The sequence below is a fragment of the Nocardia vinacea NBRC 16497 genome, assembly GCF_000308835.1.
Classification (GTDB): domain Bacteria; phylum Actinomycetota; class Actinomycetes; order Mycobacteriales; family Mycobacteriaceae; genus Nocardia; species Nocardia vinacea.
On record NZ_BAGN01000416.1, the window covers coordinates 16386 to 42289 of the forward strand.

The window sequence follows — 25904 nt, forward strand, 5'->3', positions numbered from 1 at the left end:
CCGTGGTCGTGAATCGAATGGTGATCAAGCGATCCTCCGACGCACCCGAGGACCGGCCGCTCCGGGTGGTGCAATGGGCCACCGGGACCATCGGCGCGCGTGCACTGCGCGGGGTCGTCGAGCATCCGAAGATGGAGTTGGTCGGCCTGTTCGTGCACAGCGCGGACAAGGTGGGGCGCGACGCGGGCGAGTTCTGCGATAGCCCGGCCACCGGCGTGCCGGCCACTGATGACATCGAGCGGATCGTCGAACTCGACGCCGACTGCGTGCTCTATATGCCGCTCGTGTTCGACGCGGAGGTGGTGATCCGCCTGTTGTCATCGGGCAGCAACGTGGTGACGACGTGCGGCCTTTTCCACCACCCGCCGAGTATGGATCCCTCACTGCGCCAACGCATTCAGCAGGCCTGCGCGCTCGGGGGCACCTCGATCCACAGCACCGGCAGCAGTCCGGGTTTCATCACCGAGGCGGTGCCGCTGGTGCTGTCCTCGATCCAGCGCCGGCTGGACCGGCTGATGATCGACGAGTACGCGGATCTGTCGCAACGCGATTCGCCCGCCATGCTGTTCGACGTCATGGGTTTCGGTCGGCCACCGGGTGATTCCAACGCGGCCCGCGCGGAGCATCTGGCCGCGAGTTTCGGACCATCACTGCGGTTGGTCGGCGACGCGCTCGGCTGCCCGCTGGATTCGATCGAGGCACACGGTTCGGTGGCGACGGCGCGTGCGACCACCCGGATCGCGGCGGGCACGATCGAGCAGGGAACCGTTGCGGCCCAACGCACTACGGTTTCCGGTCTGGTGGCAGGCGAACCGGTGCTGAGCTTTCGCGCCAATTGGTATTGCACCACCGATATCGAGGCCGATTGGGACCTGCGCCACACCGGATGGCACATATCGGTGGTCGGTGACGCGCCACTGGAGGTCGACCTGCGCTTCCCGATCCCGCTCGAACGCATGGCCGCCGTATCCCCGGCCTATACCGCCAACCGTGCGGTCAATGCGATTCCGGCGGTATGTGCCGCCACTCCCGGGATTCGGTCGACCCTCGACTTACCGCGCATCGTGGCCACGCTGAGCTGAGCACATCACGGCCACGCTCGGCTCAGCGGATCACGGCCACGCTCGGCTCAGCGGATCACGGCCACACTCAGCTGAACGCATCACGGCCGCGCTCGGCTGAACGCATCACGGCCACACTCAGCTGAACACATCACGGCCACGCTCGGCTGAACGCATCACGGCCACACTCAGCTGAACGCAACACGCCCACACTCGGCAAAGCACATCATGGCCGGGCTCGGCTGAGCGGATCTGTTGCCACAGTGGGTAATTCGTGGTCAGGCGACAGTGATATCGGCCAGCAGGGTGTCTACCCGTGCCCGCGCTCGCGTGGCTACTCCAGCGCCGGGAGCCACGTGGACGCGGCCCGCTTCGATCGCGGTGAGTGCGGACTCGGCGACCTCGCGCGGGGACAGGATTCCGCCGTGGGCGCCGGCTTGGCTGCGCATCGAGGGTGTCGCGCCGGCACCAGCCGGTAGTTCGATCGCACCCAGCGCGGCCGAGTTCTGCCCGAGCGGGGTGTCGACCAGTCCCGGGCAGAGCACGGTTGCGCCCAGCGTGGGCGCAACCTGCTTCAGCTCGAGGTCGAGCGTCTCGGTCAGACCGACCACCGCGTGCATGGTGCCGGTGTAAGGGGTGCGGCCGGGCAGCGGGGCGAGGCCGCCGGAGGAAGCGGTGTTGAGGAAATGGCCGCTACCCTGCTCGATGAGCAGCGGCGCAAATGCCTTGACGCCGTGGACGACACCGAGAATCTTGACCCCGATCATCCGCTGCCAGGTGCGCGCGTCCTGGTCCCACAGCGGCGCGGCCGGGCACACCACCCCGGCGTTGTTACAGACCAGATCCACCCGGCCGTAGGCCGCCATGGTGCGCTCGGCCAGCGCGCGCACCGACGCCTCGTCGCTCACATCGGCCACCACGGCCGTGACCTCGGCGCCGCGCAATGCTGCCGCCGCCGCGATCAGGCCGTCCTCGCGGATATCGGAGATGACGAGCCGTATGCCGCGCGCGGCGAGCGCCTCGGCCAGGCCGTAGCCGATGCCGCTCGCACCGCCGGTGATCACGGCGACCTGTCCCTCGCGTATCAGCATCGGCTACTCCTCCTCGCCGGATGGATGGTGGGTCGAAAACCCGTCAGAGGCTGAGAATCGATGCCGCCGCGGTACCGGGCGCCCCATAGACCTGGGCGTAGCCGACACGGGGATTCCCGGGCACCTGACGCTCGCCGGCCTGGCCGCGCAATTGCAGCACCAGTTCGTACACCTGCCGGATGCCGGAGGCGCCGATGGGTTCGCCGTTGGCGATGAGCCCCCCATCGGTGTTCACCGGCAGGCGACCGCCGATCTCCGTCGCGCCCTCGGCGAGCAGCTTCTCCTGGTCGCCGTCGGCGCAGAAACCGTTCTCGGCCATGTGGATAACCTCCGCGCCCGCGTCGGTGTCCTGGAGCTGGATCACGTCGACATCCTCGGGCCCGATCCCGGCGGCCTCGTAGGCGGCCTGAGATGCGTACACCGTCGGCGAGACGTCCTCGTCGATGGCCGCCCAGGTGCTGTGCACTTCGTACGCGCCGTAGCGACGGGTGCGGATCGCGGTCGAGCGCAGGTACACCGGATTGCCGGTGTAGCGGTGCGCGATATCCCCGCGGCACATGATCACGGCCGCGGCACCCTCGTCCGGCGAGCAGAACATGTACTGCGTCAACGGATAGTTCAGCATCGTCGAGTTCAGAATCTCGTCTTCCGGAATCGGCTTGCGCCGCAGGGCATTCGGATTGAGTGCGCCATTGCGGAAGTTCTTGGCGGCGACCTTGGCCAGGGTGCGCTGGGAGATGCCGTGCTCGTGGATGTAGCGGTTCGCCTTGATCCCGAAGAACTGGGTGGTGACGAACTGTCCGTTCTCCGCGTACCACGCGGGCAGCCCGAGCTTGGCCGGATCGTCGGTGAACGCACCGCGGGGGTGTTTGTCCATGCCGACCGCGATGCCGATGTCGTATCGTCCGGACCGGATCGCCTCCGCGGTCTGTTCGATCGAACTCGCCGCGGTGGCGCAGGCATTGAACACATTGGTGAACGGGATTCCGGTCAGCCCGACCAGCCGGGTCACGGCATCGGGATTGCTGACCTCATAACTGCCGCCGAAGCCGAACTGGATGTCCTTCCACTCGACACCGGCGTCGGTCAGCGCCAATTGGATTGCGTCGGCGCCCATTTCCATGGCCGACTTGGCGAAGCGGCCGAACGGGTGCAGGCCGACGCCGATGATGGCAACGTCGTTCATTCAAATCTCCTCGGTAGCCGTAGTCGCTGTTCAGGCCGGTGCGAAAGCGACCGTGACGACTTCGTTCCCGTCGTCGTCGACATAAAGGGGGACGAAGGCCAGCTCGACATCCATCCCGAAGCGCAGCTCGGCCGGTTCGGCCACGGTCAGCCGGGCCTCCACCCGCACGTCATCGCCCAGCTGGATCAGCCCGATCCCGAACGGCTCGAAGCTTTCGGCCGTCTCGTTGCCCGCGTACGGCAGTTTGGGGACGAAGCCCTGGGTGGTCCACGCCACGAGCGTGCCGCGTCGGGGCAGCAGCCGTTCGGACATATCCGGGCCGCTGCACCGCGGGCAGCGTGGTTGTTTGGGCCAGGTGACCGCGCTGCACGCGGCGCAGCGACTGCCGATCAACTGCGGATTCTCCGCCGGCCACGTCGAGACATCGGGCGCGAGGGCCTTTGCCATGCCGTCCTCCATCAGGTGGAAATGTCATTCTCATAAACTGTATACGCTATTTCCGAAGAAATGCGAACAGTGAGTAGTTGTTCCGCGGCGGTGTACGCGTCCAGCTGTCCCGCCGCGACCGAGTCCGCCAATGCCGTCAATGCCGGATCGGTCCGCAAGCGGGTCTGCGCCAGGGACAGGATCTGTGCGCGCGCCCGCGCGGTACGCCGGTCGAGCGTGTCGGTGCGGTGGTGCGCGTCGATCGCGGCCACCAACTCGGCGATGCCGACACCCCTGGCCGCGACCAGGGTGAGGATCGGGGCGGCGGACTCCTGATGCAGATCCCGCACGGTCTGGTCGGCGCCCTCCCGATCGGCCTTGTTGACGACCAGGATGTCGGCGACCTCGAGCAGACCCGCTTTCGCGGCCTGAATTGCGTCTCCCGCACCGGGATTCAGAATCACCAGGGTGGGGTCGGCGATCGCGGCGATCTCGATCTCGGACTGTCCGACGCCGACGGTTTCGAGCAGGATCAGCTCGTGGCCGAGCGCGCCGAGCAATCGGATAGCGGCGGGCACCGCCGCCGCGAGACCACCCAGATGACCGCGCGTGGCCACCGACCGGATCAGCACATCGGGATCATTGATGTGCTGCGCCATCCGAATTCGATCACCCAGCAGCGCGCCACCGCTGTACGGCGAGGACGGATCGACCGCCAGCACCGCCACCCGCAGGCCCTGCTCGCGGTAGGCGGCGACCAATGCCGCGATCGTGGTCGATTTGCCCGCGCCCGGCGGGCCGGTGACCCCGATGACCCGAACCGGGACCGCGTCGAGCAGCGCGAGCACCTCGTCGCGCTGTGGTCCCTCGACCGCGCTCAGCAACCGCCCCGCGGCCCGCACCGATCCGGCCCGCGCGGCGGCGATGAGCTCCGCAATGGTCCCCACGCGCTACGGAGCCGGAACCTCGATGACGGTGGCCGAACCCATCCCGCCACCCGCGCACAGTGCCGCGATTCCGAAACCGCCACCGCGACGCCGCAATTCGTGCACCAGCGTGACGATCATCCTGGCTCCGGTGGCGGCGACCGGATGGCCGAGCGAGCAACCGCTGCCGCTGAAGTTGACCCGATCGGGATCGATATCGAGTGCCTTGGTCGCCGCGATCGGCACCGAGGCGAATGCCTCGTTGATCTCGTAGAGACTCACCTCCGACAGCGAAATACCGGCCCTGGCAACAGCCTTGGTGATCGCCTCGATCGGCGCCAGCCCGGTGTCGTGCGGGTCGACGCCGACCGAGGCCCATCCACGGATGATGCCGAGAGCGGGCAATCCGAGCCGGTCGCTTGCGATGGCCAAGGCCGCGGCGCCGTCATTGGAGCCCGACGCATTGCCCGCGGTGATGCTGAAGCCCTCGATCTCCGGGTGCAGCACCTTCAATCCGGCCAGCTTTTCCAGACTGGTGTCCCGGCGCGGGTGCTCATCGACCGCGAACAGTCCGTGTGGAGTGTCGATCGGCACGATCTCCTCCTTGAACCGGCCTTCGTCGATGGCGGCGATCGCATTGCGGTGCGAGCGCAACGCCCACGCATCCATTTCCGCGCGCGAGATGCCGGACGCCACCGCGGTGTTCCAGCCGACCGTGATCGACATGTCCAGGCAGGGCGCGTCCGGCCGGTCCGGATGGCTCGGCGCGACCCACGGGTCGATCCATTCGTCCGCGCCGACCCGGAAACGCACACGCGGCGCGGTGGATTCGGAATTCACGCCACCGGCGATGACGAGTTCGTCCATTCCCGCCCGGATTCCGGCGGCCGCGGTCTGCACGGCGGCCATGCCCGCGGCGCAGTGCCGGTTGTGCGCCACACCGGCGACATTGGTCAGCCCGGCGGTGATCGCCGCGTGCCGTGCCAGCACGCCGCCGCCGTAGCGGCCCTCGCCGAGGACGACATCGTCGATACGGGCCGGGTCGAGGCCCTCGGCGGCCGCGGCCACCACATGCTTGGCCAGGTCGAAGGCATTGGTATCGCGTAGCGTGCCCTTGCGAGCGGTTCCGATCGGAGCGCGCAGGGCGGACACGATGACAGCTTCAGGCATTGGTGTTCTCCATTTCGGTGACGAGGTTGCGGCGCAGCAGTTTTCCGGTTTCGGTCTTGGGCAGTTCGCGGCGGAACACGATGGTGTCGGGCGTCTTCGACGACCGCAGCCGCGTGCGGACCCACTGTTTGATCTCGTTCGGCTCGCCTGCGCCGACGAGCACCGCGACCAGCCGCTGCCCCCACTCCGGATCCGGTACCCCGATCACCGCGGCCTCGGTGATGCCCGGATATTCCAGCAGCATGTCCTCGATCTCGGCGGGCGCGATGTTCTCGCCGCCGCGAATGATGGTGTCGTCGGCGCGCCCCTCGATGAACAGATAGCCGTCGGAGTCCAGCCGCCCCAGATCCCGGGTGGGGAACCAGCCTTCGGCATCCAGGGCGCTGCGGCCGCCGTATTCACCGGAGATCTGCTCGCCGCGCACGAATACCAGCCCGATCTCCCCCACCCCTGCGGGCTCACCGGACTCGGCGCGGACCTGGATCTCGATCCCGGGTAGTGGCTGTCCCACGGAGCCGAGTCGATCGCGGACGGCCGGATCGCCCGAGGCGAAGGCCGCACGGTGATCGTCGGGTCCGAGTACCGCGATCGAGGACGCGGTCTCGGTGAGTCCGTACGCATTGACGAAGCCGGTGTCCGGGAACACCCGCAGCGCGTGCTCGAGCACCGGGCGCGGCGTGCGGGAGCCGCCATAGGCGAGACTGGCGAGCGTCGGCACACCTGCGTCGGCGCCGTCGACGGCCGCGACGATGCGAGCCAACATGGTCGGCACCAGCATGGCGTGGGTGATCCGTTCGCGCCGAACGGTTTCCAGCCAGCCGGACGCGTCGAACGCGGCCAGGTAAACCACCCGGCGGCCGGAGTAGAGATTCGACAGCAGATTCGTCAGACCCGCGATGTGATAGGGCGGCACCGACACCAGCGCCGCATCGGTCTCGGCCGCACCGCCGAACTCCACGGTGTTCAGCAAGTAGGCCATCAGATGCCGATGCCGCAGCAGCGCCGCCTTGGGTTCGGAGGTGGTGCCGCTGGTGTAGATGATCGCGGCGACCGCATTGCCATCCCAGGGCACCTCGAGTTCGGGCGCATCGGCGCCCTCCTCCACCAGGGCGTCGAGGTCCTCGGGCCGCAGCACCAGCGCTCCCGGATGACGGTCCAGGAGCATGGCCAACTGCTGTTCGCCGAGCCGATAGTTCAGCGGCACGAATGGCACCCCGGCCAGCGCCGCGCCGAAGAGCGCGACCGGATAGGCCAGGTGATTCGCGCCCAGATACAGCACGGCGGGGTGCCGCTGGAAGCGGACGGCCGCGCGACGCGCATTGCCGAGCAGGGCGGCGGCGGTCAGCGAGCGATCGCCGACCGTGATCACGGTCCGATCGCCCGCCGATGCGGCCATGTCTAGGATCATGCTGATGTTCATGAGAACATTATTCTCTCCATAGGAGAGTGTTAGTTGCAAGAGAGGATTGCGATATGCAGATCAGTGGGAGCGCCGCCATCGTCGTCGGCGGCACCGGCGGACTCGGCGAGGCCACCGTGCGTCGCCTGCACGCCGCCGGAGCGAAGGTGGTGGTCGCCGATGTCGCCGACGACAAGGGCAGGGACCTCGAGAAAGAACTCGGCATCCGCTACGTGCACACCGACGCGACCAGTGAGGAGTCGGTGCTCGCGGCCATTGCCGAAGCGGAATCACTTGGACCGCTGCGCATTTCGGTCGACACCCATGGCGGCCCGGCCACCGGCGGCCGCCTCGTCGGCAAGGACGGCTCGCCACTGGCACTCGACGGTTTCCGCACCACCATCGAGTTCTATCTGACGGCGGTATTCAATGTGCTGCGCCTGTCGGCCGCGGCCATCGCCAAGACCGAGGCATTGGATGAGGGCGCCCGCGGCGTCATCGTCAACACCGCGTCCATCGCAGGATACGAGGGCCAGATCGGCCAACTCCCCTATTCGGCAGCCAAGGGCGGCGTCATCGGCATGACCCTGGTGGCCGCGCGCGACCTGTCCCCGCTCGGCATCCGGGTAGTCACCATCGCGCCCGGCACGGTCAACACGCCCGCTTACGGCAAGGCCGCCGACCAGTTGGAGGGCTACTGGGGACCGCAGGTGCCCTTCCCCAAGCGGATGGGCCGCTCGGTCGAGTACGCGCAGTTGGCCCAGTCGATCATCGAGAACGACTACCTCAACGGTGAGATCATCCGGCTCGACGGCGCACTGCGCTTCCCACCGAAATGAACGGGCAACCGTACCCCGGGTTGGGCGAAACACTCAGCGGCAAGGTCGCATTCGTCGCCGGCGCCAGTCGCGGCATCGGTGCGGCGATAGCCGCCGGGTTGGCCGGAGCGGGTGCCGCGGTGGCCGTCGCCGCGCGCTCGGAAACCGAGGGCAAACTGCCGGGCACCATCGGTTCGGTCGCCGACCGGATCACCGCCGCGGGCGGAACGGCACTGCCGGTGGCGTGCGATGTCACCAGCGAGGAGTCGGTCGAGAATGCCGTGGCCGCAACGGTTTCGGAGTTCGGCGGTATCGATATCCTGGTCGCCAATGCGGGCGTGATGTGGTTGGGTCCGATCGAGACCACACCACTCAAGCGCTGGCAGCTGTGCATGAACGTCAACCTGACCGGCGTCTTCCTCGTGACCAAGGCCGTCATCCCGCATCTGAAAGCCCGCGGCGGCGGCTCGCTCATCGCGATCACCACCACCGGCGTGGATATGATCCGCGGCGCCAACGCGTACTGGGTATCCAAGGCCGCTGTCGAACGTCTCTACCTCGGCCTGGCCGCGGAACTGAAGGAAGACAACATCGCGGTCAACTGCCTGAGCCCGTCCCGAGTGGTATTGACCGAAGGCTGGCAGGCCGGAGGCGGTGGCCAGGAAATTCCAGCGAACATGGTCGAGCCGCCGGAAACGATCGCCCGTGCCGCGGTGCTGCTGGCGGGCCAGGATGCCACCGGTATCACCGGCACGGTGCAGCGTTCGGAAGTGCTGATTCCGAGGGGCTGATCGCACGGAACGGATCAGCCTGAGCGCCCATTCCTCGATCCATTCCGCGGCATCAGTGCCGGAATGGGCGCTCAGGCCAATCCTCCTGTCGCATACGCGCAACTACCTGTCCTGATACGTCATTTCCGTCGAATCGTCCGATCTCTAGCGTTGGTAGTGCAGTCGCGCGACGGCTTTCGAATAACGAAAACTGTTACAGCGCAATGCATTTCCGTGCCGATAGGAAAGGACGCCATGTCTACGACCATCGAAGTTCCAGCAGCGGAACGTGTGCGCGGGCGACGGCCCGCGCTGGTGCTATCCCTGGTGAGCATCGCGGTGTTCATGCTGATGCTCGACACCACCGTCGTCACCGCGGCCCTGGCCGATATTCGTGCCGACTTCGACTGCTCCATCGACGGACTGCAGTGGGTCATCGACGCCTACGCGATTCCACTGGCCGGGGTGCTGCTCACGTTCGCCACCGTCGGTGACCGGTTCGGCCGGAAACGATTGTTCGTCACCGGCATGACGGTCTTCACCGCGAGCTCGCTGGCACTGTCCTTGTCCGGCAGTCTCATTCAGTTGAACGTGCTGCGTGCGGTGCAGGGTGTCGGCGCGGCCATGCTGTTCGCCACCGCGCTGCCGCTGCTGGCGGTCGCGTTTCCCGATTCCCGAAAGCGCGCCGAGGCCATCGGCGTGTACGGGGCGGTGATGGCGGCGGCCAGTGTCGCCGGGCCGGTTCTCGGCGGGGCGCTGGTCACGCAGTTCGGGTGGCGATCCATTTTCACCGTCAATGTGCCCGTCGGGCTGGTCGTCGCGGGAATAGCGTTGGCGCGCATACCCGAATCCGCGCGGACGTCCGGGCGTCGTACCGACTGGCTCGGTTCGCTACTGCTGATCGGTGGACTGACCTCTGGTGTCTTCGCACTGACGCGAGGGAATGCGCTGGGCTGGACCTCGGCCACCACGCTGACCCTCGTCGGCGCCTCGTTCGTCCTGCTGATCGCCTTCGCTTGGTGGCAGACCAGGACCGCGCACCCGCTGCTGGATCCATCCATGGTCCGTAAGCCCGGGTTCACCGGCACCGCGATTGTGTCCGTCGCCTACATGGGCACGCTGATGGCCGCCTCGAACTATCTGGCGGTCTTCATGATCGGCGCCTTCGGGCTCAGTCCACTGCAGATGGGCCTGCGGCTGCTGCCGATCAGCCTCGCGGCACTCGTCGCCGCTCCGACGACCGCCGTCCTGGCCAAGCGTGTGCCCATCGGTGTTTCACTGCCGGTCACCATGGGCCTGGTGACGCTCGGAATGTGGTTGCTCGGCGGCGTCGGGATTGCCAGTGACTGGACCCATTTCATTCCCGGCATGGTCCTCGGCGGGCTCGGGTTGGGTGCGATCACCGCGCTCGCCCAGGCCGCGTCGCTGACCTTCGCGCAGGCCGAGGACGCCGGAATGACCAGCGCCACCTTCGCCACACTGCGCCAGGTCGGGATGGCCATGGGCGTGGCCGGACTGGGCGCGCTGTTCAGCAGCACCGCGCGCGACACCGCCAGGAGTGGCTTGGCAGCGTTGCCCGGTGGGCAGTCCATCAGCTCAGGGCAGTTCATCGATGCCGCCGCAGCCGGTGCGGGAGGACAGGCCGGTGGCGCCGGACCACACGAATTCGCCACGCTCGCACCAACTCTCGCCGATATCGCTAATCGTGCCGCCGTCGACGGGCTCAATGCCGCGATCACTCTGGGCACTGTGATCGGCGTCGTGGCCACCCTGCTGGCGGTGGCCGCCTTCGGCCGGGACGCACTGCGATTCAGATTGTGATCTCCGGATCGGCATCACTCCGGCCGAAATACGCGGCGGGAGTGGTGCCGATCTCCCGTCTGAACGCGGCGATGAAGGCGCTGGCAGTCCCGTAGCCCACCGCCCGCGCCGCGCCCGCCACCGTCGCGCCGGCCGCCAGCAGCGGTAACGCGGCATTGAGCCGTTCGAAGGTGCGCCAGCTCTCGAAACTCACGCCGGTCTCGGCGCGGAACCGCCGCGACAGGGTCCGTGCCGACACACCTACCAGACGTCCCCACGCATCCAATCCCTTGTCCTGCATGGGATTCCGGCGAATCTCCAACGCCACCCGCAGGGCATACGGATCCACCGGTAACGTCGTCGGAATCTCGGTGACCGACATCGGCCGGAGCACATCCCACAACACCGTCAGCGCGTGCGCACGCCGATCCCTGTCCTGCTCACCCAGTTCCATCAGATAACTCAACAGTGGCCCGGTCAGTCCGGTGGCGTCGACCACCGTCGGTGTGGTCCAGCCGATCGGGCACAGCTCCGGCTCGAAAAACAGCGACAGCAGCCGCCCGGCCGGGCTCGGCATCACCGCGTGCGACACCCCAGCGGGCACCCACAACCCACGTGTACGCTGCACGATCCAACGGCTGTGGTCCGTCTCCACGGTGAGCACACCGTCAGGCGCCCATGACAATTGGTGCTGCGGATGCGTATGCGTCGTCACGCTCGCGCTCGGATCCAGGGCGATGACGATGCTGGGATGGTCGGCCGCATCGAGGCTTATGTGCTGATTGGCTCCCACCACCGAGACCCTAACCCCGACCAGTCCGACGCGGCGAGCTCGATCGATGTGCCCGATCCCGAGGGGTGATCGCGCTATCCGGATCAGCAGTGGTAGTGCTTTGGGATTGGGGCTTCGCTCAGTCCTGGGAGGCCAGTGTCGCGGCGATGGTCCGCGCGGCTGCCGGGATGGTTTTCGGGGCCTTTGCGCGGACTACTGCGATGGGACACCAAGCCCGACAAGCGCATCAGGAGGACGTTCCCATCCCACGCACCGACACGCGGAACGTCTTGCTATGCCGTACGAGTTCACGTCGAACCGGTGCCGATTCCAGTGATCCCGACACTGCGGTACATATGTGCGACCGCACGGTGCGAGGTTCTACGTGACCTTCGTGTAGGTCAGGTCGAAGTCGGTCTTCCAGGTGCTTCGGTCCTCGGCCAGCTCCCAGCTACCCTGGATCATCGTCCCGTCGTCGGAAAATCTGCCGGTGAATCGCTGGGCGAAAGGTTCGCCGTCGCGATGCAGCGTCCAGATGCCGTCGGTCAAGGTCATTTCGTATATTCGCTGAACGTCTCGGTCGTCGGTGTAGAGCTGGTAGTAGGTGTCGCTCATACCATCGCAACCGATGACGGCGACACCGTCGGGAGCCTCGGGCAGGTCGATATGCCAGCGCTGGACCAACAGCGGTGTGCCCGTGAGCCATTCGAAGGTGACGCGGCCCGCACCCGGCCACGGCGGCCCGCCGGGAGGTCCGGCCTGCATCGTCCATTCCCCGACGAAGACCTCCAGGCGCTCGCGTGCCGATTCGTTGGTGGACTGGTTCATCGCGTGTCTCCTCTCCGGTGGCTCACTGATTTCGACGCCGCGGGACGATCGATTTCATCGGTGACGGAAGAATGACCATTCCCGGCTACCGGTCGGGATCGTCACGATGTGCCCGCGCGGCACCTCGCCGTTGGTGAACGGTCCGAGCCAGATTTCGTAGCTGTCGGTATCGATCGCGCGGTGGACTCGTTTCACGACGGCGGCATAGGTGTTGTTCGGTGCTGGGTACGTACGGACCGTGTCGGTGCGATGCATGAACAGGCCGACCGCTGCCACGGTCGTAACGAGCGCTCCCCCGATCTAGCCGAGTATCAATCCCCAGGTGAAAGCCCTCCCGGCTGCCTGCCTGTGGGAGTTCGCCGTATCCCGGGGCCGAGTCGGTATCGTCATGGCCTCACCATGTCCCGCATATCTGAATCCCCCACGTGATGGACAGGAGGCCGGGGTGGCCGAAACGACGGTGGCCGAGGTGATGGCCGAGCTGGCCGCACTCGAGGACCCGAGGACGCGCGTGGTGAACGAGAAACACGGTGACGATCACGGTGTGAACCTCAGCAAGCTGCGCGCGCTCGCGAAGCGGCTGAAAACGCAGCAGGAACTCGCGCGCCAGCTCTGGGCGACCGATGACACCGCGGCAAAACTACTGGCGACCCTGATCTGCCGCCCGAAGGCGTTCGAGCGTGACGAGTTGGACGTCATGGTGCGCGAGGCGCGCACACCCAAGGTGCACGACTGGCTGGTGAACTATGTGGTGAAGAAGAACCCGTACGCCGAAGAGCTGCGCCTGTCCTGGTTCGCCGATCCGGATCCAGTGGTCGCGAGTGCAGGCTGGGCGTTGACCACCGAACGCGTGGCGAAGCAGCCCGAGAGCCTCGACCTCGCAGGACTACTCGACATCATCGAGGCACAGATGAAAGACGCCCCCGATCGCCTGCAGTGGGCGATGAACCACTGCCTGGCTCAGATCGGCATCGAGCACGCCGACCAGCGCGCCCGTGCCATCGACATCGGTGAGCGCTTGAAGGTACTCGAGGACTACCCGACCCCACCGAACTGCACATCTCCCTTCGCACCCACCTGGATCACAGAAATGGTGCGCCGACAGCACGACAAGTAGGAAGGCTCGCGCTCATGCCGCTCCCTCCGCCAAAACGCGGCACACGATCAACGGCCGAGATCACCTCCGGGATCCACCACCCCACAGATTGGTCAGCTGATCACGTGGAAACTATGGCGGCGTCGCCCGAGAGGAGTGCGCCGCCAGTTCCCCGTGATCACTTGTCCAGTAGTGCATCTCGGGTGTTGTCGGCCCGGATGCGGCGCCGTTGCGGTGAGTGCGACGGGGCATCGTCGCGGTGGTTTTTCCATGCTTGCCACGCGGCTTTGAGACCAAGGACCAGTGGAAGCAGACCGAGGTACGGAATGGCAGCATCGGGCAGGAAGGGGGCCCCGAACGCGGCCGCGAGTGCCCTTCTCCCACTCGAATGCTCGGGCGACCGTACCCGGCATCAGGTGAGTCCTCGAATTCCCTATCCGCTTGCGCCCACGAGATGTAGTCGATGCGAATCGCAACGCCGTGCTGCTGCTTTGGCGGGGCGAATGTCGGCGGCACGGTGCGCGGTATCGCTCACTCGTAGTCAACGGTGATGGAGTCCGTATCGGGCACGGCCTGACACGTGAGGACATACCCCTCGGCGAGTTCGTCGTCGGTCAGCGCGTCGTTGCGGCGCAGCGTGGCATGACCTTTCGTCACCTTGGCCATGCAGGTGGCGCAGTTACCGGCCTCGCAGGAGAACGGCGGTGTGAGACCGGCGCGGCGGGCGCTGTCGAGCAGGGTTTCGCCGTCCTTGCGCGGAACCGACTTCTTCTTGCCCTTGAGGATGATCGTGACGGTGCTGTCGGTCGCCACGGGGGTTGTGGCAGTGGGGGTTTCGACGGTGGTTGTGGCCGTAGGGGTTTCGACGGCCGCGGGGGTAGCGGGCAGCACCGGGGCAGGCGCACCGAATCGTTCGCTGAACACCAGGCCCGGTCCGGGCAGGGCGTTCTCGACCATCTCCATGAAGGCCTCGGGTCCGCAGATATAACTGTCGCCGCCGCCGTCCGCGCCGACGAAGTCGCGGATCGCGTCGGGTGTCAGGAAGCCGCCGTCGGCGTCGAGGTGGCGGATCACCTCCAGCCGCCCCGGGTAGCGGTCGACCAGTTCCGCGAGTACCGCCTCGAAGATCACCGACTCCCGATCGCGGTCCGCGCACAGCAGTCGCACCCCCCTGGCGGTGCTCGCCAGGGCGCTCTTGGCCAGCGACAGGATCGGTGTGATGCCGCTGCCGCCGCTGAAACCGAGCAGCGGTGCTTCGGTGGGGCGCAGACAGAATCGGCCTGCCGCCCTGGTCAGCTCCAGTTCGTCGCCCTCGATCACGTTGTCGTGCAGCCAGTTCGAGACCTGTCCGCCGGGCACCCGCTTGATGGTGGTCATCAGTTCGCGGTCGGTTTCCGGCGCACTCGACATCGAGTAGGAGCGGAACAGGTCCTTGCCGTCCACGTGGACTCGGAACGTGCAGAACTGCCCGGATTGATAAGCGATCGGCCCCTCGTGCGGGGCGAGCACATAGGTGCGCGCGTCGGCGCTCTCTTTAACGATCCGCGTTACGGTCGCGCGCTGGAATAACGGGGGTCTCGCCATGAACTGCCTCCTCCTGGTATTGAGATTCTAGCTATTGGAGAAGTATATTCTCCATCATGAGATGGAGTATTCTCGATGTTGCCTTCCCGGAAGTTTCCCTCTCGGGCCCCGGACTAGCCGCACGGTTGTGATGTCCATCCGCACGCATTCCTTGATATTCGGTCATAGCCGAACGCTACGATCGCCGCGTGCAGCTCAGGTACCAGTTCCGGCTCTACCCCACGGCTGGGCAGCAGGCGGCGCTGGCCAAGGCGTTTGGCTGCGCGCGGGTGGTGTTCAACGACGCGTTGGTAGCTCGCAGGCATGCATTCGACAACGGATTGCCGTACCTGCCAGATCGCGAGTTATCGAAGCACCTGACCGAGGCGAAGAAGACTCCGGAGCGAGCATGGTTGGCCGAGGTGTCAGCAGTCGTACTACAGCAAGCCTTGGCGGACCTGAACACCGCGTACCGCAATTTCTTCGAATCGATCATGGGAAAGCGGAAGGGCGGAAGAGTTGCGCCGCCACGGTTCCGGTCACGCAAGGACAGTCGGCAGTCGATTCGGTTCACTCGTGCGGCGCGCTTTGCGATCACGTCTGGCGGGAAGTTGCGGTTGCCGAAGATCGGCGACGTGAGGGTGGTGTGGTCGCGGGAGCTGCCGTCGCCCCCGTCGAGCGTGACAGTGATCAAGGACGCGGCGGGCCGGTATTTTGCATCGTTTGTGGTGGAGGCGACCGAGGAACCGTTGCCGCCGGTCGAGTCCGAGGTAGGAATCGACTTGGGCTTGGCGACGTTCGCAGTGTTATCCAATGGTGCAACGATCGCCTCGCCAAGATTTCTGCAGCGAGCCGAACGCAGGCTGCGACAGTTACAGAAAGCTCTCTCCCGCAAGCAGAAAGGCTCTACAAACCGCGCAAAGGCGCGGACAAAGGTTGCCAGGGCACACGCCAAAGTGGCCAATACCCGGCGGGATTGGGCGCACAAACGCTCTACGGCGATCATCCGCGACAACCAAGCGGTGTTCGTCGAAGACTTGTGTGTGAAGGGGTTGAGCCGCTCCCGGTTGGCGAAGTCCGTTCACGACGCCGGGTGGGGCACATTCACCCGGATGCTAGAGGAGAAGGCTCGCCGGCGTGGGCGGTACTTCGCCGAGATCGACAGATACTTTCCGTCGTCGCAGCTGTGCTCTACGTGCGGTCGGGTCGACGGCCCGAAACCGCTGTGCATCCGAGAATGGACGTGCCCTTGCGGTGCCGTTCACGATCGGGACCTGAACGCGGCCAAGAATATTCTCGCGGCGGGACGCGCCGAGAGACTAAACGCCTGTGGAGCGCTGGTAGGACCGGACTCGTTCCGGCACGGCGCGCGGAAGCAGGAACTCACCTAGAGCGCTGCAAGGCGCTGGCAGGAATCTCCGGTCTCTGAACCGGAGAGGACGTCAAATCATGTGGGGCGCGACTTTTTTCGGCTGTCGTTGCACAGTGTTCGCCCTGTGTCATGTTCTCGAGGAGTGCTATGGATGTCCGATTGACGAGTGAACAGCGGCAATTGCGGGACGCCGCCGCGAAATTGGCCGATGACCTCGGCCCCGGCTCGGTACTCGACCTCGACGACGCGGCGCGGGTGACCCGACTGGAGAAGGCGGTCGACCAGACCGGCTGGCGGGCACTGCGTTCGGATGGCGCCTCCGGAGTCGAGGTGGCGATCGTGGCCGAGGAGTTCGGGCGCGGACTGGTAGACGTGCCGTTTCTGGGGCCGGTACTGGCCGACGATCTGCGTGGTCCGGCCGATGACGATCAGCGCTGGACCGTCGCTGTGGCGGCCAGGGCGATCGACGCGCACGGCGCCGAGCGGGCGCTGGTGATCGACGACGGCCAGTTGCTCGTCGGCGGGGTCGGTACCGAACTCCCCGGTGCGGATCTCACCAGGGTCGACGCGGAGTTCATCGGTCGACCCGACTTCCTCGGCGAACTGTCCGCCGATCAGGTGGCCCAGTGGCGGGCCTTGGCGCTGGTGGCCACCACCGCCGATCTGGTCGGTGTCGCCCGCGGCGCGCAGTCTCTCGCCGTCGATTACGCGAAAGTCCGTGCGCAGTACGGCAATACGATCGGCTCGTATCAAGCGGTCGCGCACCTGCTCGCCGAGAGCCAGGCCCTGATCGAGGGGTCGATCAGCGTCGCGCGCCACGCGGCCTGGTCGGTCGACGAATTGCCGCACGCCGAGTCGATGCGGGCGGCGCGGATCGCGAAGCTGTACTGCGCGCGTGCTGCGCGGACGGTATGCGAGACCGCGATTCAAGTGCACGGCGGCATCGGCAACACCTGGGAGTGCCTCGCGCACGTATACCTGCGCCGGGCCCTGACCTCGACCGAATTGTTCCCCGTCAGCCTGGAGGAGATCGACCTTGGACTTTCGTGATGCACCGCAGGAGGCCGAATTCCGGGACCGGCTGCGCGCCTGGCTGACCGAGGTGGCCGGTACCTTTCCGACCTCGGGCGACGAATACTGGGCGCGGCAGGGCGAATGGCATCAGGCGCTCTACGCGGCCGGATTCTTCGGACTGTCGTGGCCGCGAGAATTCGGTGGCCACGACCTTTCGCCGGTCTACGACGTCATCCTGGACGAGGAGTTGGCGATCGCTGGTGCGCCGCCGCGGCCCAGCCTCGGCTACCTGGTCGCAGGCCTCGGACGGCACGCGAGCAAGGAACTGCGGCAACGGTTCCTGCCCGGCATGATCAACGGCACCGAGCGCTGGTGCCAGGGCTTCAGCGAGCCGGGAGCGGGCTCGGATCTGGCCGCGCTGACGACCACCGCGACGCGCGAGGGCGACCACTACGTCATCAACGGCCACAAGATCTGGACCAGCTATTCCGATGTCGCCGACTGGTGCCTGCTCTTGGCGCGTACCGATCCGGATGTCCCACGGCACAAAGGCATTTCGGCATTCATCATCTCGATGAAGCAGCCGGGTGTGCAGCAGCGGCCATTGCGGATGATCAGCGGAGTGACCCGGGAATTCGGTCAGGTGGAATTCGACGGGGCGATCGTGCCCGCGGATCAGCTGGTCGGGGCGCCCGGGGAGGGCTGGAAGCTGGCAATGACCGTCGTCGGACACGAACGCGAGCCATCCACCCTGGGATTCGCGGCTCGATACGGAAAACTGGTGCGCCAGTTGGCTGCTCGCGTCGAGGGCAAGGCGCCCGAGGAACTCGCCTGGGCGGCGGTGCAGACCGAAATGCTGCGCCTGCATGTGCGGCGCCGGCTCTCCGAGCAGCTCGACGGTGTCACCCACGGGCCCGATGGGTCGCTGGACAAACTGCTCATGACCTGGGTCGACCAGGCGGTCGGCCACGCGGCGCTGGCTGTCGGCGGTACCCGCGATCCGGAGCTGCTCGGGTCCTACTTCTACAGCCGCGCACAGAGCGTCATGGGTGGTACCTCGCAGATACAGAAGAACATCATCGCCGCGCGCATCCTTGGATTGGGAGTTTGAAATGTACGACATGCCAGCCGAAATCGATGTTCGTGCCGAGGGACCGGTCCGGATCATCACGCTGAACCGACCCGATGCCCTCAACGCCGTCAACGATCCGCTGCATGCCGGGCTCGCCCGGCTGTGGCCCCGGCTCAGCGCGGACAGCGGGGCGCGGGTAGCAGTGCTGACCGGCGCGGGCCGTGCCTTCTCCGCGGGCGGCGATTTCACCTACCTCGAGGAACTCAGCCGCGATAGCGATCTGCGCGCCAAGACAATTGCCGACGGCCGCGACATCGTGCTCGGAATGGCCCGCTGCCGGATCCCGGTGATCGCCGCGGTCAACGGTCCGGCAGTCGGTCTCGGCTGCAGCCTTGTCGCGTTGAGCGACATGGTCTACATCGCCGAAACCGCGTATCTGGCCGACCCGCACGTGCAGGTCGGGTTGGTCGCCGCCGACGGCGGCCCCCTCACCTGGCCCCTGCACACCAGCATGCTGCTGGCCAAGGAATACGCGATCACCGGCGCGCGGATCCCCGCCGCGAGGGCACGCGAGATGGGCCTGGCCAACCATGTCGTCGAAGATCCGGTCGCCGAGGCGCTGGCGTGTGCCCAACGGATGCTCGAACTTCCGCAGCAGGCGGTGGAGAGCACCAAGCGCGTGCTCAACCTGCAACTCGAGCATGCCGTACTGGCCACACTCGACTACGCCCTGGCGGCCGAGGATCTGACGTTCCAGAGTGCGGACTTCCGGGCCAACATCGCCAAGCTCACGGCAAAGCGCTGAGGGTTACGGCAAAGGCTCTGTTCAAGCGGCCGTCTCCTGGGCGATGGCGGCCGCGAAGGCGTCCACATCGGCCTCGGTGGTGTCGAACGAGCACATCCAACGGACCTCGCCGGTGCGTTCGTCCCAGGTGTGGAAGCGGAACCGCTTCTGCAGCCGTTCGGTGACCTCCCGGGGCAGTATGGCGAAAACGGCGTTGGCCTGGACCGGCCGGACGATCTCGACGCCGGGCACTGGGGCGACGGCCGTGGCAAGCCGGGCCGCCATCGCGTTGGCGTGCCGGGCGTTGCTCAGCCACAGGTCGCCCTCGAGCAGCGCGACGAGCTGCGCCGACACGTACCGCATTTTGGATGCCAGCTGCAGCGCCGTCTTGCGCAGGTACCGCACGCCGCGCACCGCGTCCGGGTTGAGCACCACGATCGCCTCCCCGAGCATCAAGCCATTCTTGGTGCCGCCGAAGGACATCACGTCCACCCCGGCGTCGGTGGTGAACGCGCGCAGCGGCAGGTCGAGCGCGGCGGCCGCGTTGGCCAGCCGGGCGCCGTCCACATGCAGCAGCATGCCGCGCTCGCGCGCCAGCGCGCCGATGGCCGCGATTTCGCCGGGCGTGTAGAGGGTGCCGAACTCGGTGCTTTGGGTGATGGAGACGACCTTGGGCTGGGCGTGGTGCTCCTCGCCGAAGCCCCGCGCGTAACGGTCGAGCAGTTCCGGCGTCAGCTTGCCGTCCGGGGTGGGCACCGGGATCAGCTTGAGCCCGGCTACCTTCTCGGGTGCGCCGCACTCGTCCAGGTTGATGTGCGCGGATTCCGGGCAGACCACCGCGCTCCACCGGTCGCACATCGCCTGCAGCCCAACCACGTTGGCGCCGCTGCCGTTGAAGACCGGATAGACATCGGCGCGCTCGCCGAAATGGCCCTTGATCAGCTCGCGCAGCCGAGTGGTGTGGATGTCCGCACCGTAGGCAGGCTGGTGGCCGGAGTTGGCGGCGGCCAGCGCCGCCATGATGTCCGGGTGCACCGAGGCGTTGTTGTCACTGGCGAAACCGCGCAGCGGCTCGCCCTCGTCGGCAGGCTCGGTAAAGGTGTCGCTCACTGATCCTCTTCCGTAAGCAGCGGGAAGGCGCCGTTCTCGTCGTGGACCTCCCGCCCGGTGAGGGGCGGATTGAACACGCAGACCGCGCGGAACTGGGTGTGGGCGCGCAGAGTGTGGTGCTGGTGCGCGTCGACCAGGTACATCACGCCGGGCTCGAGACGGTGCTTTTCACCGGTCTCGTCGTCGACCAGTTCGCCCCGCCCCTCGATGACGTAGACGGCCTCGACGTGGTTGGCGTACCACATCTTGATCTCGGTACCCGCGTCCACCACGGTGTCGTTCAAGGAGAAGCCGACCTTCTCCTCGGCGAGCACCAGGCGACGGCTATTCCACGTGGGGCCCTTCACTTCTCGCTCGGTGCCGATGATCTCTTTCAGTGAACGGACGATCATGGAGTACGTTTCCTTCGTCTCGTGCGTTTCCTGCGAACACTAAGATCATGGCTGCTGGTGCGGCTTCCCCGACAGTGGCAGGAACGCCCCCTATAGCTAAGATCGCGCCATACCTCCCTTGGTATGACCAAGGGTCTGCTCTTCGGAGCGGGAGCTGGTCGGCGGGAACGACGTGGCCGGTTACGAAGCGCGGACATGTGGCAGAAGCGAACGTCCTGTGCCACAGCGGATCTCGTCGGGTCGACCGCGCCATAAGCGGCAGGCAAGGTGGTGGTCGCGAAGGGGTCCGGCGGCGTGGATTTCCGCGGCCTGGTCCGCTTGCGGGGCGACGCCCGCCGACTGGTCCAGCGGCGCCAACGGGGCGATGACCAGGCCCGCGGGCCGAGTACTGCTACCAGTACTGATGCCGTTTTCCGTCGGTATCGGCGATGAAGATGACCGCGTCGGCGCCGTCCAATTCTGTTGGGGTGAGCGGGATGTGGCCGGGCACGATCGGTTCGCCCGGACCGATCGACGGCGGAAGCACGGCACGCAGGGCCTGTGCCGGGAACAAGGCGCGGCGGGTGGTCGCCTCGGCCAACATGCCCTGAAGGGTGCCGAGATCGCTGTGGGGGTTGGCATCGGTTGCCAGAAACGCATAACGCTCGCCGAGGGTGAGCGCGACAAGCGCTCCAGCGCTTGCCCAACTCGGCGCGTCCTCGCCGACCGACTGTGTGCGTTGCAGGTGGGCGTTGTGCGCGAACACCAGGCTCGGCCCGCGTCGCTGTTCCTGGGCCACGATCGCGAGCAGGTTCTCGGCCATCATCTCGGTGCGCAAGCTGAGCAGAGTCGCGATGCGATCAGGAGCGGGGCAGGCCATGGCCGCGTGATAGCGCAGCAGGCCCTGGGCGGTGCGCGCGTGCGCGGCGGCGAGTGCATAGCCGATGGGGTCGGCGCGGTGCAGGTCGGGTGCCGCGCGGCGCAGCGTGCTGGCGAGGTCGTCGGCGACGATGCGTAGGGCGCGGGCACGGTCGGAGTCGCCGATGGAGGCTGCCGGATCGAACATGGCCGCCGGGTTCGTCCAGTCCGTGTCCTCGCCGAGCAGCGTGTCGAGGTCGTGGACTGATTCGGGCCGTAGCGCCGCGGGCAGATAGTCGTTGATCGAGGACAGCGCGTGTCGCGGGCTCGGCGCACCGGAGTACTCCGTCGGCGCGTCGAAGCCGTGGAAGCGAACCCGATCCTGCGGCGCACAGCCGGCATTGTGCGCGCGGAGCCATTCGACGAGTTCGCGGTTGCCCGGAACGGCGCCGAACCCGTGGCTGAACCCGGTCGCGAGCACCGTGTCGATCTCCGCCGTTGCCCCGGCGACGTAGTCATCGACCACGGACGCGGCAAAGACATCGGTCTCCAGCACGATCGACCGGTACCCCCGTTCGACGAGGTGGCCGAGGATTTCGTTGCGCAGCAACGGGAATGCCTCGATCCCGTGGGTCGGCTCGCCTAGGGCGAGCAGGGTCGGCGGCTCGGTCCGCGCGGCGATCAGCTCGTCGAGGGCACGGCCCAGGCCGACCGGGTCGTCGAGTTGGCGGCCGATCCCACGCAGTGATGCGGCAGTAGACATGAACACCCCTTTCGGACGTAACTACCCTCGACGGTATCGTTGAAGATTCGTGTGAAACTTCCGAAATTTCTACCTTTAGTCCATAGATGAAAGCCTCAATCGGAGGTACAGGCTGCGCCCCATCGATCTCGCCCGGGAACACGGGTTGTCGGCCCAGGCGATCCGCAACTACGACGCCGCAGGCATCCTCCCGCCGACCGAGCGCAGCGAGACCGGTTACCGGCGATACACGTCCCTGCACGCGCAGGCCCTGCGCGCCTTCCTCGCATTGCGCGGCGGCCACGGACACCAGCAGGCAATGGAGATCATGCGCGCGACCAACCGGGGCGACACCGAGTCCGCCTACCGGCTCATCGACGCCACGCACATCGCACTGCTCGCCGAACGCAACACCCGCACCGAGGTCGCGGCGGCCCTCGACAGCCTGTCCACCACGACACCGCCCCCTGTCAACGGCCGACCGCTGACCGTGGGCGAACTCGCGCGCCGGCTCGGCGTGCACCCGGCGACGCTGCGCACCTGGGAGACCGAGGGCATCCTGCGCCCCGAACGCGACCGGGCAACGGGCTACCGCCAATACGGACCGGACTGCGTGCGCGACGCCGAGATCGCACGACAACTGCGTCGAGGCGGGTACCCGCTGCACCAGGTCGCGCAGTTCATCGAGTCGCTGCGCGAGGCGGGCGGGGCGGACGCGTTGAGCACCTTCCTCGACTCCTGGCAGGACCGGCTCACCACGCGCAGCCGCAACCTTCTCGCCGGCGCGGCCCAACTCGACGCCTACTTCGCCCTGCTCGATCAGACGTAGCGAGGGCGGTCAACGGCTTTGCTCGCTCGAACGCCTGGATCGCGGCGTTACGCGATATCCAGGCTGACAGTGCATCCCGGCCGTCTCGGCGTCATTAGAGTCGTCTCATGATCGAGATCCCGGTGGCCTTCGCTCAGATCATGTCCGCCGGTGAAGGGGAACGCGGGCGCGCTTGGATCGTCGCCTTGCCTGGCCTCGTGGACGAGCTGCTGCAACGCTGGTCGTGCACACCGACGGGATCGGTGATGCATGGACAAGTCGGGATCGTTGTACCAGTGCGGTGCCGTGAACTGCCGCCCGCGGTCATCAAGGTGTCGTTCCCGCACCCCGGCAATGTCCACGAACCGGATGCGTACGCGACCTGGAACGGTAAAGGCGCAGCACATCTTTTCGCGCGTGACGACGACAACTTCGCGATGCTGCTGGAAAGGGCGTCGCACTGCACACTTGCCACCGTCACCGACCACGAGCAAGCCCTCACCATCCAGGGCGGACTGTCCCACCGGCTGGCCATCGCCGCGCCACCCGGACTACCGAAACTGTCCGACCAGGTCGATCGCTGGGAACACGAGATCCTTTCCACCGCAGCGACCTTCGGTCATCCGCTGCCGCGTAAGGTCCTCGACGCCGCCGTTGCTACCCTGCGCGAGCTCGGTCCCGACCAACCCGACATCCTCGTGCACGGAGACCTGCACGACGCCAACATCTTGGCCTCCGATCGCGAACCCTGGCTCGCGATCGACCCCAAGACCTTTGTCGGAGACCCGGCGCACGACGCCCTCAATGTGATCCGCAGCCCCCGCTTCGACGACCTGCTCCGCTCCTCGAATATGCAGCCAACGGTGCTCCGTCTCCTCGATATCTATTGCGACGCAGCCCAAATCGACACCGACCGGGTACTTCGCTGGACTCAGGTCGGAGCAGTCCGGGAAGCGATGTGGGGGCGGCGGCACGGCGACCCCGAATGGCTCATCAACGCCACCGACCAACTCGCCCAAGCGCTCACGTGAATGCCCGATCTCCGCCGATACACGGTGTGCGGACTCGGCTTCGGCCGTCTCGACTTATGCCGAACGATGCTCCTGGACGCGGCGAAGCCATTCGGTGATGAGCGCCTTGACGAGGTCGCCCTGCTCGTGCGGCAGCGCGTGCCCGGCGCGGTCCAGCACCGCGAATGTGCCGCGGGGATAGTGCTCGACCAGATCCCAATGGCCTGCGAATCCCATTGCGGAGTCTTGGCGGCCTGCGATGATGAGGGTCGGGTTGGGATACGGTGGTCCGTCCTCGGGGCCGGGGCTCAGCCGCCAGCGTTCGCCGATCCGCGCCATCGCGCCCTGGTCGGCCAGGGGGATGGCGGGAGCCACATCATGCTGGAACCGCTCTTGCATGGCGGGTGTGTGCACCACAAAGTAGCCCTCGAATTCGGTCCGGTCGTCCGGGCTCAGAACGTCGCCCAGGTCGCCTGCGGCGTGCACCACCTGGTGTGCAGGTATGTCGCGCGGGTCCTCGATGAGGGGACAGCTGACGGCCAGACCGATCACCTGGTCACGGCGCCTGTTCGCGACCGCCCTGGCGAAATAGCCGCCGGCGGAATGACCGATAACCAGCAAATCCCGATCACCGATCACAACATCGACCAACCCGAGGACGAGCTCGACCACATCGTCGGAGCTGTTGATCGTTTCCGGCGCCGGAGTGCGCCCCATACCCGGGAGATCCAGATAGATCCGCCGATAATCAGGTATGCCACCGAAGATCGGCTCCATCGTCCCGACCATCTCGCGATGATCCACCCCCGAACCGTGCATCATCAAGATCGGAGTCCCGTTGCCGTGTTCGACGTAATGCACGGAAACGCCGTTGACGTTGCACTCCATATCGACACCCTAGTCGGCTGGAGGCGGCAGCAGAGCGCGGTTGCGCATCGCAACGATCCGCGCGGTTCGGTGAGGTGCGTCGATACCAGAACCGCGAAAGACGCAGCGAAGCACGAGTGATCAAGCGCGGCAATGAATTACATCGGACGAACATGGAACGGGGGCGCTACACGGGGCCGAGCGGCGGGCACGGCAGCCGGATTCCCAGAGTAGGTGGAAGGGACAGCCGCTGAGCCGACCATCACACAGCCGCGCGAGCTAGCGACCTCCGGCCGCGCATTCAAAACCCTTGCCGGACAGTCTGTTACCGGTGAGGCTGCACAGAAGTTGATCGGGAGAGCACTCGACAAACGATGCGGCGGTCAACGGCGGCAGGGTCAGCGCGGTTACTCGGAGGCCGAGCCGGACGCGATGTCGCCGGCCAGCGGGGCAATAGCCCCGATGATCTGTTCCACCAGCGCCGTCGGCACCCCGGCGACGGTCAGCGCATCGGTCAGATGTCCGGCCACGAGGGTGAAATGGTGCATCGTGATGCCACGGCCCTGATGGACCTGCTTCATCGGGGCACCGGTGTAGGGGCCTGGGCCGCCGAGCGCAGCGGAGAAGAACTCGACCTGACGCCCCTTCAACCGAGACATGTTCGTACCGGTGAAGAACGCCGCCAGCTGGTCGTCGGCGAGGACGCGGACATAGAAGTCCTCGACTACCGCCGCGAGGGCCTCGTGACCTCCGATCTGCTCGTAGATTGGGCCGGGCTCGGCGACCGTGGCTGCCCCGGACTTGGACTTGAACCATGACGTGATTTCCATGCATTCAGGACAGCACCGGTCGGTTTCCGCCCGGTTAGTCGGCTGTCGCAGCCCGTTTTCCATTCGTAGCCAATATATTTCACGGAACTCACAGCAGGCTGCCGCACCTGTGAGCAATGTTTCGAACCTCACTCATCCCGCGGAAACCGTCCAGACTTTT

The 25904-nt window shown here is 66.5% G+C and carries 26 protein-coding genes; 11 read left to right on the top strand and 15 right to left on the bottom strand.

Annotated features, from left to right (window positions below; all coding sequences use genetic code 11):
• Positions 1 to 2: 2 nt before the first annotated feature.
• A complete protein-coding gene (locus ON44_RS41125) occupies positions 3 to 1082 on the top strand; it encodes an NAD(P)H-dependent amine dehydrogenase family protein (protein ID WP_245567533.1) in 1080 nt (359 codons plus the stop codon).
• A 257-nt stretch (positions 1083 to 1339) separates the two neighbouring features.
• Here ON44_RS41125 and ON44_RS41130 read toward each other — a convergent pair whose 3' ends face one another.
• The 6 genes from ON44_RS41130 to ON44_RS41155 are packed head-to-tail and all read right to left on the bottom strand — an operon-like array spanning position 1340 to position 7280.
• Positions 1340 to 2152, bottom strand: a complete 813-nt coding sequence (locus ON44_RS41130; RefSeq protein WP_040700302.1) for an SDR family NAD(P)-dependent oxidoreductase — start codon at positions 2150 to 2152, stop codon at positions 1340 to 1342.
• Positions 2153 to 2195: 43 nt separating this feature from the next.
• Complete coding sequence (locus ON44_RS41135; RefSeq protein ID WP_040700303.1) at positions 2196 to 3338, bottom strand: thiolase family protein; 1143 nt, start codon at positions 3336 to 3338, stop codon at positions 2196 to 2198.
• A 30-nt stretch (positions 3339 to 3368) separates the two neighbouring features.
• Positions 3369 to 3785, bottom strand: a complete 417-nt coding sequence (locus tag ON44_RS41140) for a Zn-ribbon domain-containing OB-fold protein (RefSeq protein ID WP_040700360.1) — start codon at positions 3783 to 3785, stop codon at positions 3369 to 3371.
• Between the two features lie 11 nt (positions 3786 to 3796).
• Complete coding sequence (locus ON44_RS41145; RefSeq protein WP_051183169.1) at positions 3797 to 4711, bottom strand: ArgK/MeaB family GTPase; 915 nt, start codon at positions 4709 to 4711, stop codon at positions 3797 to 3799.
• 3 nt (positions 4712 to 4714) lie between these two features.
• Positions 4715 to 5860 carry a thiolase family protein gene (locus ON44_RS41150; RefSeq protein WP_040700305.1) on the bottom strand — a complete coding sequence of 382 codons (1146 nt, stop codon included), beginning with the start codon at positions 5858 to 5860 and terminating at the stop codon, positions 4715 to 4717.
• On the bottom strand, positions 5853 to 7280 hold the full coding sequence (locus tag ON44_RS41155) for a class I adenylate-forming enzyme family protein (protein ID WP_040700306.1): 1428 nt from the start codon (positions 7278 to 7280) through the stop codon (positions 5853 to 5855). Before ON44_RS41155 ends, ON44_RS41150 begins: the two co-directional genes overlap by 8 nt.
• Positions 7281 to 7333: 53 nt before the next feature.
• Between ON44_RS41155 and ON44_RS41160 the strand changes: the two genes are divergently transcribed.
• The 3 genes from ON44_RS41160 (at position 7334) to ON44_RS41170 (ending at position 10668) form a co-directional block, all read left to right on the top strand.
• Positions 7334 to 8098, top strand: a complete 765-nt coding sequence (locus ON44_RS41160) for an SDR family NAD(P)-dependent oxidoreductase (RefSeq protein ID WP_040700308.1) — start codon at positions 7334 to 7336, stop codon at positions 8096 to 8098.
• 20 nt (positions 8099 to 8118) lie between these two features.
• Positions 8119 to 8868 carry an SDR family NAD(P)-dependent oxidoreductase gene (locus ON44_RS41165; RefSeq protein WP_245567534.1) on the top strand — a complete coding sequence of 250 codons (750 nt, stop codon included), beginning with the start codon at positions 8119 to 8121 and terminating at the stop codon, positions 8866 to 8868.
• Between the two features lie 234 nt (positions 8869 to 9102).
• Positions 9103 to 10668 carry an MFS transporter gene (locus ON44_RS41170; RefSeq protein WP_157187577.1) on the top strand — a complete coding sequence of 522 codons (1566 nt, stop codon included), beginning with the start codon at positions 9103 to 9105 and terminating at the stop codon, positions 10666 to 10668.
• Here the strand turns inward: ON44_RS41170 and ON44_RS41175 are convergent.
• From ON44_RS41175 to ON44_RS41185, 3 genes are all read right to left on the bottom strand, one after another.
• Complete coding sequence (locus ON44_RS41175; protein WP_051183191.1) at positions 10658 to 11440, bottom strand: AraC family transcriptional regulator; 783 nt, start codon at positions 11438 to 11440, stop codon at positions 10658 to 10660. The two genes, ON44_RS41170 and ON44_RS41175, sit on opposite strands and share 11 nt — an antisense overlap.
• A gap of 360 nt (positions 11441 to 11800) precedes the next feature.
• Positions 11801 to 12247, bottom strand: coding sequence for a hypothetical protein (locus tag ON44_RS41180; RefSeq protein ID WP_051183173.1), 447 nt, complete (start codon positions 12245 to 12247; stop codon positions 11801 to 11803).
• Between the two features lie 54 nt (positions 12248 to 12301).
• The gene (locus ON44_RS41185; RefSeq protein WP_040700310.1) at positions 12302 to 12523 is read right to left on the bottom strand and encodes a hypothetical protein; all 222 of its coding nucleotides are present in this window, start codon (positions 12521 to 12523) and stop codon (positions 12302 to 12304) included.
• A gap of 112 nt (positions 12524 to 12635) precedes the next feature.
• Between ON44_RS41185 and ON44_RS41190 the strand changes: the two genes are divergently transcribed.
• Positions 12636 to 13364, top strand: a complete 729-nt coding sequence (locus ON44_RS41190; protein ID WP_174415257.1) for a DNA alkylation repair protein — start codon at positions 12636 to 12638, stop codon at positions 13362 to 13364.
• A 510-nt stretch (positions 13365 to 13874) separates the two neighbouring features.
• Here the strand turns inward: ON44_RS41190 and ON44_RS41195 are convergent.
• Entirely contained in the window at positions 13875 to 14927 is a 1053-nt protein-coding gene (locus ON44_RS41195) for a ferredoxin--NADP reductase (protein WP_040700313.1), read from the bottom strand.
• A gap of 188 nt (positions 14928 to 15115) precedes the next feature.
• Here ON44_RS41195 and ON44_RS41200 point away from each other — a divergent pair, with 188 nt between their 5' ends.
• The 4 genes from ON44_RS41200 (at position 15116) to ON44_RS41215 (ending at position 19169) form a co-directional block, all read left to right on the top strand.
• On the top strand, positions 15116 to 16297 hold the full coding sequence (locus tag ON44_RS41200) for an RNA-guided endonuclease InsQ/TnpB family protein (RefSeq protein ID WP_051183176.1): 1182 nt from the start codon (positions 15116 to 15118) through the stop codon (positions 16295 to 16297).
• 128 nt (positions 16298 to 16425) lie between these two features.
• Positions 16426 to 17328 (top strand): acyl-CoA dehydrogenase family protein, encoded by a 903-nt coding sequence (locus ON44_RS41205; RefSeq protein WP_040700314.1) that lies wholly within the window; start codon positions 16426 to 16428, stop codon positions 17326 to 17328.
• A complete protein-coding gene (locus tag ON44_RS41210; protein ID WP_040700316.1) occupies positions 17315 to 18403 on the top strand; it encodes an acyl-CoA dehydrogenase family protein in 1089 nt (362 codons plus the stop codon). Before ON44_RS41205 ends, ON44_RS41210 begins: the two co-directional genes overlap by 14 nt.
• A 1-nt stretch (position 18404) precedes the next feature.
• A complete protein-coding gene (locus ON44_RS41215; protein WP_040700317.1) occupies positions 18405 to 19169 on the top strand; it encodes an enoyl-CoA hydratase/isomerase family protein in 765 nt (254 codons plus the stop codon).
• A 21-nt stretch (positions 19170 to 19190) separates the two neighbouring features.
• Here ON44_RS41215 and ON44_RS41220 read toward each other — a convergent pair whose 3' ends face one another.
• The 3 genes from ON44_RS41220 to ON44_RS41230 all read right to left on the bottom strand — a co-directional run bounded on the left by ON44_RS41220 (position 19191) and on the right by ON44_RS41230 (position 22250).
• On the bottom strand, positions 19191 to 20258 hold the full coding sequence (locus ON44_RS41220; protein WP_051183178.1) for a threonine aldolase family protein: 1068 nt from the start codon (positions 20256 to 20258) through the stop codon (positions 19191 to 19193).
• Positions 20255 to 20650 (bottom strand): ectoine synthase, encoded by a 396-nt coding sequence (locus tag ON44_RS41225; RefSeq protein ID WP_040700319.1) that lies wholly within the window; start codon positions 20648 to 20650, stop codon positions 20255 to 20257. Before ON44_RS41225 ends, ON44_RS41220 begins: the two co-directional genes overlap by 4 nt.
• Positions 20651 to 21041: 391 nt before the next feature.
• Entirely contained in the window at positions 21042 to 22250 is a 1209-nt protein-coding gene (locus ON44_RS41230; RefSeq protein WP_040700320.1) for an erythromycin esterase family protein, read from the bottom strand.
• A 112-nt stretch (positions 22251 to 22362) separates the two neighbouring features.
• Here ON44_RS41230 and ON44_RS41235 point away from each other — a divergent pair, with 112 nt between their 5' ends.
• Both ON44_RS41235 and ON44_RS41240 read left to right on the top strand, forming a co-directional pair.
• Positions 22363 to 23058 (top strand): TioE family transcriptional regulator, encoded by a 696-nt coding sequence (locus ON44_RS41235; RefSeq protein ID WP_040700322.1) that lies wholly within the window; start codon positions 22363 to 22365, stop codon positions 23056 to 23058.
• 107 nt (positions 23059 to 23165) lie between these two features.
• Complete coding sequence (locus tag ON44_RS41240; RefSeq protein WP_040700323.1) at positions 23166 to 24068, top strand: aminoglycoside phosphotransferase family protein; 903 nt, start codon at positions 23166 to 23168, stop codon at positions 24066 to 24068.
• A gap of 54 nt (positions 24069 to 24122) precedes the next feature.
• Here ON44_RS41240 and ON44_RS41245 read toward each other — a convergent pair whose 3' ends face one another.
• On the bottom strand, positions 24123 to 24935 hold the full coding sequence (locus tag ON44_RS41245; RefSeq protein WP_040700325.1) for an alpha/beta fold hydrolase: 813 nt from the start codon (positions 24933 to 24935) through the stop codon (positions 24123 to 24125).
• 386 nt (positions 24936 to 25321) lie between these two features.
• On the bottom strand, positions 25322 to 25744 hold the full coding sequence (locus ON44_RS41250) for a group I truncated hemoglobin (protein ID WP_040700327.1): 423 nt from the start codon (positions 25742 to 25744) through the stop codon (positions 25322 to 25324).
• Positions 25745 to 25904 lie beyond the last annotated feature (160 nt).